This window comes from Cupriavidus necator (assembly GCF_040578825.1).
GTDB lineage: Bacteria > Pseudomonadota > Gammaproteobacteria > Burkholderiales > Burkholderiaceae > Cupriavidus > Cupriavidus necator_E.
Genome location: NZ_JBEFLI010000123.1, coordinates 1 through 10,706 on the forward strand (window position 1 = coordinate 1; position 10,706 = coordinate 10,706).

11 protein-coding genes are annotated in these 10,706 nt (G+C 69.7%); 8 read left to right on the forward strand and 3 right to left on the reverse strand.

Features of this window, described 5'->3' with window-relative positions:
• Nucleotides 1-43 precede the first annotated feature (43 nt).
• The 4 genes from AB1I47_RS32420 (at nt 44) to rfaE2 (ending at nt 4,265) form a co-directional block, all read left to right on the forward strand.
• The gene (locus tag AB1I47_RS32420) at nt 44-1,240 is read left to right on the forward strand and encodes a patatin-like phospholipase family protein (RefSeq protein ID WP_354687760.1); all 1,197 of its coding nucleotides are present in this window, start codon (nt 44-46) and stop codon (nt 1,238-1,240) included.
• Between the two features lie 193 nt (nt 1,241-1,433).
• Nucleotides 1,434-2,291 carry a ferritin family protein gene (locus AB1I47_RS32425; protein WP_354687752.1) on the forward strand — a complete coding sequence of 286 codons (858 nt, stop codon included), beginning with the start codon at nt 1,434-1,436 and terminating at the stop codon, nt 2,289-2,291.
• 403 nt (nt 2,292-2,694) lie between these two features.
• Nucleotides 2,695-3,672 (forward strand): LysR family transcriptional regulator, encoded by a 978-nt coding sequence (locus AB1I47_RS32430; RefSeq protein WP_354687753.1) that lies wholly within the window; start codon nt 2,695-2,697, stop codon nt 3,670-3,672.
• 98 nt (nt 3,673-3,770) lie between these two features.
• Nucleotides 3,771-4,265 (forward strand): D-glycero-beta-D-manno-heptose 1-phosphate adenylyltransferase, encoded by a 495-nt coding sequence (gene rfaE2 / locus AB1I47_RS32435; RefSeq protein WP_354687754.1) that lies wholly within the window; start codon nt 3,771-3,773, stop codon nt 4,263-4,265.
• Nucleotides 4,266-4,280: 15 nt separating this feature from the next.
• Here rfaE2 and AB1I47_RS32440 read toward each other — a convergent pair whose 3' ends face one another.
• The 3 genes from AB1I47_RS32440 to AB1I47_RS32450 are packed head-to-tail and all read right to left on the reverse strand — an operon-like array spanning nt 4,281 to nt 6,783.
• Nucleotides 4,281-5,000 carry an SPOR domain-containing protein gene (locus AB1I47_RS32440; protein WP_354687755.1) on the reverse strand — a complete coding sequence of 240 codons (720 nt, stop codon included), beginning with the start codon at nt 4,998-5,000 and terminating at the stop codon, nt 4,281-4,283.
• Between the two features lie 56 nt (nt 5,001-5,056).
• Nucleotides 5,057-5,887 carry a type III pantothenate kinase gene (locus AB1I47_RS32445; RefSeq protein WP_354687756.1) on the reverse strand — a complete coding sequence of 277 codons (831 nt, stop codon included), beginning with the start codon at nt 5,885-5,887 and terminating at the stop codon, nt 5,057-5,059.
• Nucleotides 5,884-6,783 (reverse strand): biotin--[acetyl-CoA-carboxylase] ligase, encoded by a 900-nt coding sequence (locus AB1I47_RS32450; RefSeq protein ID WP_354687757.1) that lies wholly within the window; start codon nt 6,781-6,783, stop codon nt 5,884-5,886. Before AB1I47_RS32450 ends, AB1I47_RS32445 begins: the two co-directional genes overlap by 4 nt.
• A gap of 165 nt (nt 6,784-6,948) precedes the next feature.
• On the opposite strand from AB1I47_RS32450, the gene AB1I47_RS32455 reads away from it, so the two are divergent.
• The 4 genes from AB1I47_RS32455 to AB1I47_RS32470 are packed head-to-tail and all read left to right on the forward strand — an operon-like array spanning nt 6,949 to nt 10,654.
• Nucleotides 6,949-8,085, forward strand: coding sequence for an MlaE family ABC transporter permease (locus AB1I47_RS32455; RefSeq protein WP_354687761.1), 1,137 nt, complete (start codon nt 6,949-6,951; stop codon nt 8,083-8,085).
• Entirely contained in the window at nt 8,082-9,026 is a 945-nt protein-coding gene (locus AB1I47_RS32460) for an ABC transporter ATP-binding protein (RefSeq protein WP_354687758.1), read from the forward strand. Before AB1I47_RS32455 ends, AB1I47_RS32460 begins: the two co-directional genes overlap by 4 nt.
• A complete protein-coding gene (locus tag AB1I47_RS32465; RefSeq protein ID WP_354687759.1) occupies nt 9,023-9,964 on the forward strand; it encodes an MlaD family protein in 942 nt (313 codons plus the stop codon). Before AB1I47_RS32460 ends, AB1I47_RS32465 begins: the two co-directional genes overlap by 4 nt.
• Nucleotides 9,965-10,015: 51 nt before the next feature.
• Nucleotides 10,016-10,654: an ABC-type transport auxiliary lipoprotein family protein gene (locus AB1I47_RS32470; RefSeq protein ID WP_407935948.1), complete on the forward strand. Its 639-nt coding sequence runs from the start codon at nt 10,016-10,018 to the stop codon at nt 10,652-10,654.
• Nucleotides 10,655-10,706 lie beyond the last annotated feature (52 nt).

Here is a 10,706-nt window from a genome sequence, read left to right on the forward strand (position 1 = left end):
GCCCCGCACAACGGCCCCAACGCCGCCGCCACCGCCGCCCATCATGATGGGCGGCGGTGCGCGCGCCGCGTACCAGGCGGGCGTGCTGAACGGGCTGGCGCGCATTGCCGCGCGCCATGGCAAGGCGCAGGGGCCGCTGCCGTTCGGCATCATCGCCGGCACTTCGGCGGGCGCGATCAATGGCGCCGGGCTGGCGATCCACGCCGCCGATTTCCAGGCCGCCACGCAGAGCCTGGGTGCGCTGTGGCACAGCATCCATGCCGAAGACGTCTATCGCACCGACGTGCTGCGCGTGGGCGTATCTGGCGCGCGCTGGCTGTCGTCGCTGGCGGTGGGCTGGGCCACGCAGCGCCAGGCCCCGCGTGCGCTGTTCGACAACACCCCGCTGGGCAGCATGCTGGGCGAGCTGTTCGAGCCCGCGCGCGTGCAGCAGAGCCTGGACAGCGGCGCGCTGCAGGCCTTCGCGGTGACGGCGCTGTCGTACAGCACCGGGCGCCACGTGACCTTCTACCAGTCGCACCACCGCATCCACCCCTGGCACCGCAGCCAGCGCATCGCGGTGCCGGCGCAGATCACGGTGGACCACCTGCTGGCGTCGTCGTCGATCCCGTTCCTGTTCCCCGCGATGGCGCTGGAAATCGACGGTCACCATGAGTGGTTCGGCGACGGCACCATGCGCCAGATGTCGCCGCTGTCGCCGGCGATCCACCTGGGCGCTTCGCGCATCCTGGCGATCGGCGCGGCCTCGCGCCAGCGCTCGGGCTGGTTCGACACCGTGCCCTCCGGCGGCTACCCGTCGCTGGCGCAGGTGGGCGGGCAGGCGCTCGCCAGCATCTTTCTGGACGGCCTCAATGCCGATCTGGAACGGCTGCTGCATATCAACCGGCTGCTGGCGCGCATGCCCGAAATGGCCGGCGACCGCGAGGGCTGGCGCCCCGTGCAGGTGATGACGATCGCCCCCAGCCAGCCGATCGAGGCCATTGCCGCCGAGCACCAGAAGCAGTTGCCGCGTACGGTGCGCGCGCTGCTGGCGCCGCTGGGCGGCACCGAGGCGCGCGGCGCGGCCTTTGCCAGCTACCTGCTGTTCGAGCCCGAGTTCACCCAGGCGCTGATGGCGCTGGGCGAGCGCGACGCCGAAGCCCAGGCGGCCGAGCTGGCGGCTTTTCTGTACGGCATCGTGCCGGGCACGGCGCCGGCGGCCGCGCCGGCCGAACCGGCCGCGGGAGCGCTGGCGCCCTGAGCGCCCGGCGTCACACCGCGGCGTGGCGACGATGGCACCTGGCGCGATCGCGCGCCGCTGATCGCCCGTAAAATGCAGCCGGCTGCCCTGCACCGGGCGGCTAACGTTGCATTTGCCCCGATCGCGGCTAAAAAAGGAAGAAGAAGAATAATTCGCATCTGGTAGAATCTGCCCGTAATTTCAAAGGCTTACCATGCTCTACCCCGAACTGTTCAAATCGTTGGAAGCCGTGCGCTGGCACATGGACAAGGACATCCCCTGGGATAGCTTTGACGCCAGCCTGCTGACGGACGACCAGGCCAAGACCATTCGCATGAACGCGATCACGGAATGGTCCGCCCTGCCCGCGACCGAGATGTTCCTGCGCGACAACCGCCACGATTCCGACTTTTCGGCGTTTATGAGCATCTGGTTCTTCGAGGAACAGAAGCATTCGCTGGTGCTGATAGAGTACCTGCGCCGCTTCCGTCCGGACCTGGTGCCGACCGAAGAGGAACTGCACGCGGTGCGCTTCGAGTTCGATCCGGCCCCGCCGCTGGAAACGCTGATGCTGCATTTCTGCGGCGAGATCCGCCTGAACCACTGGTACCGCCGCGCCGCCGAATGGCACTCGGAACCGGTGATCAAGCATATCTACCGCACCCTGTCGCAGGACGAAGCCCGCCACGGCGGCGCCTACCTGCGCTACATGAAGAAATACCTGGCGCAGTTCGGCGACAGCGCGCGCGCCGCCTTCGCCAAGATCGGCGTACTGATGGCCTCGGCGCGCCGCACCGAAAAGCCGCTGCACCCGACCAACCTGCACGTCAACAAGGCGCTGTTCCCCAACGACACCGTGCAGTCGCGCCTGCCCGATCCGGACTGGCTCGAGCACTGGCTGGACGAACAGATCCGCTTCGACGAAGGCTGGGAGAAGAAAGTCATCGAACGGATCCTGCACAATATGTCGCTGCTGTTCGAACGCACTTTTGAATCGGTGCAGGACCTGAACCGCTACCGCAAGGAACTGAACGCGCGCCTGCCGGGCGCGAGCGGTGCGCAGCCGGCCTGAAGTCGGTTGCCAGTTTCAATTGGAAGGCCCCGCTTTGGCGGGGCTTTTTTGTTTGGGCTTCGGGCATAGCGACTGGCGCGACTTCGTTGATGCGTGGTGCCAGGCTAAACCACGGAACGTCGAAGGCATTGAACCCTGCCGATAGCCTAATTTCCAGAAATAAAGCTCCAACAGGCATTTTTCATTTCCTTCATAATTTTCAATTATTTCAGAAAAACTACACCCGCACCGCCACCAAACCCCCAGCAGACGCGCCCAACAAGAATTCTTATTTCACAAAAAATAAAAAATAAATTCTCAAACCGGCCATACCGCACCCACAAAACAGTATTAAATCAATTCATTTTGTAATATCCCGCAATTCGGATAGCATCGATTCACCGCCGGCTTGCAGGGGCAGAAATTGCGTCATATCGATTTCAAGGCATTGCGCATCTTTGTCGAGGTGATGCGCTACGGCAGCATCGCCGCGGCCGCACAGGCGTTGGGCATCCGCCAGCCCACGGTGGCCTATGCCATCCGCAAGCTGCGCGACGTGACCGGCGACGAGCTGTTCTTCGAGCGCCGCGGCATGCTGGTGCCGACCGCCTGCGGGCAGCGCCTGGAGCGCATTGCGGCGGGCATGCTGGAGCGCTGGCAGGGACTGGTCGCGCAGGACGGCGTGCGGCCCGCGCGCGGCGCCTGGCCGCGGCATACACTGCGCCTGGGCATGTCGATGGCACTGGGCGACCCGGTGCTGACGCAGGTGCTGGCACGCCTGACCGCCTTGCTGCCGGACGTGCAAATCGCTTCGGGCATCATCGGCAATGGGCGCCAGGCCGGACAGGCGCTGGGCCGGGGGCTGATCGACTGCGCCGTCACCGTTGACGGCCTGCCCGCGGCCGCCGGCATCGTGGCCGAGCACGTGATGATGGCGCAGCGCAGCCTGATCCGGCTGCCGGCGTCGCCGCTGCCTGGCGAGGGCGTTGGCGCAGACGAAGACGCGGACCCGCCCGAGCACTGGATCCTGCTGACCGACGATGCCGATGTCGACAGCCCGGTACGGCGCTACCTGGCCGGCATGCCCGGGCCTGTCAGGCTGACGGTGGCGCCGTCGTGGAACGGGCAGATGGCGCTGTGGCGCTCGCGCGGCGGGGTGACGCCGTTGCTGAAGTTCAACGTGCCGTGGATCGAAGGCGCCTGCGCGGCCTATGTGCCCGAGGTGCCAGAGGGCTTCCCGGCGTGGGCCGGTGTCAGCCTGCTGTACCCGGCCGGGCGCGCCGGGGCGGCGCGCATCGATGCCGTGCGCGAGGCACTGCTGGCGGTGCTGCGCGGTATCGCCGCGGCCACCGCGCCGCTGCCGGCCAATGACGAAGCCCTGGCGCTGCCGCTGGCCGGATAAGCGCGCGCGGCAGTTGCCCCCGTACCAGACGGGTTACCATCTCGGACAAGCGCGCCGGTCCCGTTGCGGGGCCGGCCACCAACTTCCGACCCCGACCCATGTCCGTACCCGCCTTCGAATCCAAGCTGACCCCCGCCGACAACCCCGCCGCGCTGGCCGCGCGCATCGCCACGCTGCCGCGCCCGCTGGTGTTCACCAACGGCGTCTTCGACATCCTGCACCGCGGCCATGCCACCTATCTGGCGCAGGCACGCGCGCTGGGCGCGAGCCTGGTGGTCGGCGTCAACAGCGACGGGTCGGTGCGGATGCTGGGCAAGGGCGACGACCGGCCGCTCAACCATGAAACGGACCGCATGGCGCTGCTGGCCGCGCTGGAGTCGGTCGACCTGGTGGCGATGTTCCGCGAGCAGACGCCGGTGGAACTGATCCGCCAGGTGCGCCCCGACATCTACGTCAAGGGCGGCGACTACGATATCGACACGCTGGAAGAAACCCGGCTGGTACGCAGCTGGGGCGGCCAGGCCTATGCCATCCCCTTCCTGCACGACCGCTCGACCACCAAGCTGCTGACCAAGGTGCGCCAGGGCGGCTGAAGCGGCTGCCGGCGTTCAGGAGCAGGCCAGCACATCCTCGGCGCCATAGCGCTCGCGCATGGCCTCGAGCCGCGCGCGCGCCGCGTCGTCGGCATCGCGCACGCGCAGCCACTGGCGCGTCAGGGGTCTGGCAGCCTCGGTCAGCATGGCGGTGCGCACGCCCTGGGCGCGCAGCGTGTCGAGGTAGCGCTCGGCGCGCTCGCGCTCGCGGAACAGGCCCAGCGACACGGTAAAGGTCGCCGCGTCAGCCGGGCCGGTGGTTATCAGCGTGTATTCGGTGACGTTGCGCCGGCGCAGTTCGGCGAGCTTGCGCTCCACGTTCTCGCGCGTGGGCTGCGGCGGCAGATGGATCCACCAGCGCACCTGTTCCTGGCGCTCGAACGCCTCCACGCGCAGCGCAGCGGCGCTCAGGTCATCGGCGGCGCGGCGCGCGGCCTGGGCGCTGAAGCCGCCGATCTCCATACAGGCGGCCGCCGCCAGCGTGACCGCCGACAGCGCGCTGCGCGGCGCGGCCTGCGGTGCAGGCCCGGATGCCGGCGGCAGCAGCCGCATCCGTTCGCCCCGCACCTGCTGCTCCAGCCGCTGCGGCTCGCGTGGCGTCTCGAACCAGCCCGACAGCGGGTTCGGGCCAAGCATCCCCAGCACCCCCGCCAGCAGCACGACATTGACGAGCAGCAGCAACAGCAGGGCGATGCGCAGCGAGCGCGGCAGGTCAGGCTTGCCTTGGGCGGACATGGGTGGGAACGTGGGGCGGGATTGCAGCAAGCGAGCAGCGATATAGCAGCGAAAGACTATGCGTCGGCCGACGCCATCGCATGCAGGCCGAGCAGCACCAGATTATCGTGCATCTCGAACGGTACCGCGAGCGCGCCGGCCAGCGCGTGGCGGGCGCCGCCGGACAGCAGGCAGCGGGTCGGGCCGCGCTCACACAGCGCACGCCAGGTGCGCTCGATCGCACCCGCCTGCGCCGCCAGGCAGCCGGCGGCGATCGCATCGTGCGTATTGTCGGCCCAGTGCAGGTGGGCGCCGGCCACGGTGCCGGTGTCATCCACATCCAGCGCCGGCAGCTGCGCGGTATTGCGCGCCAGCGTGCCCAGCATCAGCGCCAGGCCCGGCAGGATCAGGCCGCCTTCGAAGCGTGCCTGCCCGTCCGTGCCGGCCATGACGATATCCAGCGTGGTGGCGGTGCCCGCGGTAACGACAAGCAGCGTGTCGTGCGGCAGCCAGCGGTGCGCGCCGACGGCGCCGACCCAGCGGTCCACGCCAAGCTGGGTCGGTTCGCGGTAGCCGTTGGCCAGGTTGCCGTGCGCGGCGGCGCTGCGCACCCATTGCACCGGCGCGCAGCCGCCGAAGGCATCGGCCAGCGCCGCATCGACCGCCGCGGCAATCACCGGCCCGGCGACGTTGCTGATCCACACCGCCGGCATCGGCCCGCTGCCGCGCAGCGCGCGCAGTTCGGACGCGAGCGTCTTCAGCGCGCCCTCTTCCGCATGCGCGACCGCGCCGCCGTGCTGCCATGGCGTGGGCAGGCCGGCCGTGGCGGGCACGGCAGCACCGGCCTCGCACCACGCCCATTTAAGGCGCGTATTGCCGATATCGATCAGCAGCCGCGGCGCGCTCATGCGGCCCCTCCCTGCTCCGGCTCCTGCCCCGGCGCCGGCCGCAGCGACAGCTCGCCGCTGGCGATGCGCTCCAGGCCGGCCGGCGTTTCCAGCAGCAGGTGGCCGGCCTCGTCGACGCCGCGCGCCATGCCTTCGGCCAGCACCTGGCCGTCGTGCAGCAGCCGCACGGGCTGGTCGCGGTAGGCATCGGCGGCGGACCAGCGCCGCGCCATCGGGCCGAAGCCATGCGCGAGAAACTCGGTGCGCATTGCCGCCAGCCGCTCCAGCAGCGCGGCCAGCAGGCGCGGTGCGTCGCGTTGCGCGTCGAAACCGGGCAGCGCCTCGGCCACGCCCGCCAGCTCGCGGCCAAGCGCCGCTTCCATCTGCGCATCGCGCACCAGGTTCAGGCCGATGCCGACCACCACCCACATGCGCTGCGGGCCCGCCGGTACCGACTCGATCAGGATGCCGGCCAGCTTGCGGCCGTCGATCTGCAGGTCGTTGGGCCATTTCAGGCCGACGCGCGCGCCCAGCCGCGCATCGACATCGCCCAGCGCGTCCTTCAGCGCCAGGCCCACCGCCAGGCTCAGGCCGCTCAACTGCGCCGGCGGCAGCGCCAGCGGCAGCGCCACCGAGAAGGTCATGCCCGCCTGCCCCTGCCACGGCCGGCCCTGGCGCCCGCGCCCGGCGGTCTGGCGATAGGCCAGGCGCAGCCAGCCGGCATCGGACCACGGCGCCTGGCGGCAGGCAGCGGTCAGGTCGGCATTGGTGGAGCCGGTTTCCTCGACCAGCTCCAGCGTCCAGTCCTGCAGCGCGGGCGACAGCATAGCGCGCAGGGCGCCGGCATCGATGCGCCAGTGGCCGGAGGGCGAAACGTCGGACGAAGAGGCGGAGGGCTGGGTGGGATCGGCGGACATGGGGGCAAAGGAACCAGGAGCGGGATCGGCGGCGATCGTATCAAACACAGGCTGGCGCGCGCGCCGGCCACGGATGCCGCATTGTAGCCGCGCGGCAGCTCCGGGCATTGGCAGTCGCGCCAGCGGTGCGGGTGGCTTAGAATCGGGACTCGGCCATCACATTGCCTGCCCTTGGAACGCGAGACGACGCCAGATTTCCAGATCACCCGCGGGGACGGAGCCGTCAGCGTAGCACTGCGTGGCGACTGGACCGCGCTCGCGCTGGCCGGCTGCCGCCAGGCGCGGGAGCTGCGCTCGCAACTGCGCGAGCTGGCGCAGGCGCCGGAGCACGCGCAATGGTCGCTCGCCGGCGTGGAGCGGCTGGACCACATCGGCGGCCAGCTGCTGTGGCAGGCGTGGGATGGCAAGCTGCCGGAGCGCCTCGATGCCAGCGACGGCCAGCGCCGCGTGTTCGAGCGTATCGCGGGGGTGCAGAACGAAGGCTGGAAGAAGCACATGGTGGACCGATTCAACCCGGTCACGCTGTTCGGCGGCAGCGTGCTGTCGTTCATCGCCCAGCTCGGCATCGGCATCACCATGCTGGGCCAGCTCGCCTTCGACCTGCTGCGCTTCGCGCGCGTGCCGCACCGCGGCCCGTGGCGCGAGATCTCGGCCAATATCTACAACGTGGGCTACAAGGCGCTCGGCATCACCGCGCTGGTCGGTTTCCTGATCGGCATCGTGCTGTCGTACCTGTCGGCCAATCAGTTGCGCACCTTTGGCGCCAGCACCTTTATCGTCAACATCCTCGGCATGGCGGTGATCCGCGAACTCGGGCCGGTGCTGGCGGCGATCCTGATCGCGGGGCGCTCGGGCTCGGCCATCACCGCGCAGATCGGCGTCATGCGCGTGACCGAGGAGCTCGATGCGATGAGCGTGATGGGCATCTCGCACGGCTTCCGGCTGATCATGCCGCGCGTGATCGCGCTGGCCATCGCCATGCCGCTGCTGGTGGCCTGGACCGACGTGCTGGCGCTGGCCGGCGGCATGCTGGCGGCGCGCTGGCAGCTGGGCATCAGCGCCGTCTTCTTCCTGCGCGAGCTGCCCGACGCCGTGCCGGTGGCCAACCTGTGGCTGGGGCTGGGCAAGGGCGTGGTGTTCGGCATCCTGATCGCGCTGACGGCGTGCCATTTCGGGCTGCGCATCAAGCCCAACACGCAGAGCCTGGGCGAAGGCACCACCGCCTCGGTGGTGACCGCGATCACCATCGTGATCCTGGCCGATGCGATCTTCGCCGTGCTGTTCAAGGACGTGGGCATATGAGTCCGGCACAAGACGCTGCACAACACGCCGCACCAGCCCCGGCGCAGCCCACGCCGGTGATCGAGGTGCGCGACCTGGTGAAGCGCTTCGGCAAGGCCGTGGTGCACGACCATGTCGATCTCGACGTGTACCGCGACGAGGTGCTGTCGATCGTGGGCGGCTCGGGCAGCGGCAAGACCGTGCTGCTGCGCCAGATCGTGGGGCTGGAGCGGCCCACCTCCGGCAGCATCAAGGTGTTCGGCGAAGACCCCGCGTCGCTGCGCCCGGCGCAATTGCAGGCGCTGCGCAACCGCTGGGGGTTGCAGTTCCAGCGCGGCGCGCTGTTCTCGGCGCTGTCGGTGATCGACAATATCGCATTGCCGCTGCGCGAGCTGCGCGCGCTGCCCGACAATCTGATCTGCCAGGCCGCGCTGCTCAAGCTGCAACTGGTGGGCCTGTCCGCGCGCGATGCCGACAAGATGCCGTCTGACCTGTCCGGCGGCATGATCAAGCGCGTGGCGCTGGCCCGCGCGCTGGCGCTGGAGCCCGAGCTGCTGTTCCTGGACGAGCCCACCGCGGGGCTGGACCCGATGGCCTCCGACGACTACGTGGCGCTGATCCGGGAACTCCGGCGCGAGCTTGGCCTCACGGTAGTGATGATCACGCACGACCTCGACACGCTGGTGGCGCTGTCGGACCGCGTCGCGGTGCTGGCCGACCACAAGGTGCTGGCCGCCGCGCCGATCCCGGAAGTGGTAAAGGTGGACCACCCCTTTATCCGCGAGTATTTCCTGGGCGAGCGCGGCCAGCGCGCACTGCAGGCGCTGCCGGAACACGGGTCGGCCGGGCCGGCACAGGAGCCGTCCGCCCGGCAGCCCGCCGAGCAGCCCCCCGGGCAGCCCGATAGCCGCCCCGACAAGCAGCGCCCCGGGCAGGACCAGGCTCCCTCTGGAGAAGCATGATGGAAAACAAGTCACACGCATTCCTTGCCGGCGTGTTCACCATCGGCCTGGCAGTGCTGGTGGTGTTCGCGATCTTCTGGTTCAGCACCGACCATGCCGTGCGCGTGCCGTATGACCTGGTCACGCGTTCCACCGTCAACGGCCTGGGCCCGCAGGCCGACGTGAAGTACCGCGGGCTGGCAGTGGGCAAGGTCGACTCGATCAAGTTCGATCCGCAGGTGCCCGGGCAGATCATCGTGCGCGTCAGCGTCAAGCAGGACACGCCGATCACGCGCACCACCTACGCCACGCTGGGCTTCCAGGGCGTAACCGGAATCGCCTATGTCCAGCTCGACGACGCCGTCACGCACGACGGCGCCGCGGCCTCGCCGCCGCTGCCGACCTCGCCCAAGTCGCCGGCGCGCATCGCCATGCGCCCCGGTTTCTTCGAGGAGCTGGAAAAGCGCGGCGATTCGCTGCTGACCCAGGCCGAGACCATGATGGCCTCGCTCAACGACATGTTCCAGACCGCCAACCGCGCCGAGCTGATGGCCGCGATCCGTTCGGTACGCAAGACCGCCGAGGACTATTCGAACCTGTCCGATTCACTGTCGCCGGCCGCCAACCGGCTGCCGCGCGTGGCCGAGAACCTCAACGCCACGCTGGAATCGACCCGGCGCCTGACGCAGGAACTGGCCCGTCCCGACGGCACCGTGCTGCGTACCGTCGACAGCGTCGGGCGCGACCTGCAGGGCGCGGCCGCCTCGGTGCAGTCGGCGGCCGGCACCTTCAGCCAGGAAACGCTGCCGCAGCTCAACGCTCTGGCCCGCGACGCGCGCCAGACCGCGCGCAGCTTCGAGCGCGCCGCCGGCCAGTTCAACGAGAGCCCGACCAGCGTACTGTTCGGCGCGCCGGCGCCCACGCCGGGCCCGGGCGAGCCAGGGTTCAGCGCGCCCTGACGAGGGATGCCTGCGCTTATGCCAACCACCGCCAACCGCCGAGACCTCGCCGTGACCCCTGCCCCCGAGATGCCACGCCGCCGCGCCTCCAGCCCCGCCAAGCTGCCTGCGCTGGTGGCCGCGGTACTGGCGCTCGCCGTATTGTCCGGCTGCGCGCTGCAGCGCGGCACGCCGGCCATCACCTATGACCTGGGGCCGTCGGCTGCGCTGCCCGCCACCAACCCGGGCCCCGCGCCCATGCCCAGGCTGCGCGTGGCGCAGACCGACGGCCCCAACTGGCTGGAAGGCAACGCGCTCTACTACCGGCTTCAGTACGCGCAGGCGCAGCGGCTGCAGGCCTATGCCACGCAGCGCTGGGTGACGTCGCCCACGCGCCTGTTCGACGAACGGCTGCGCGAAGCCGTGTCGGCACGCGGCGCGCTGACGTGGTTCGGCGATACCAGTGTGCCGGCGCTCAAGGTCGACCTGCTCGAGTTCGAGCAGGTGTTCGACAGCGCCACCACCAGCCAGGGCGTGGTGCGGCTGCGCGCCACGGTGTACCACCGCGGCATGATCGGCCAGCAGACCTTCGAGGCACGCCGGCCCGCGCCCAGCGGCGACGGCGCCGGCGGCGTCAAGGCGCTGGCCGACGCCAGCGACGCGGTGATCGCCGCGCTGCTCGACTGGACCGGCACACTGCCGCTAAAGTAAGACACGCAAGGAGACATGCCCATGGAGCCGGCTCCCCCGCCGCCCTCCGCGC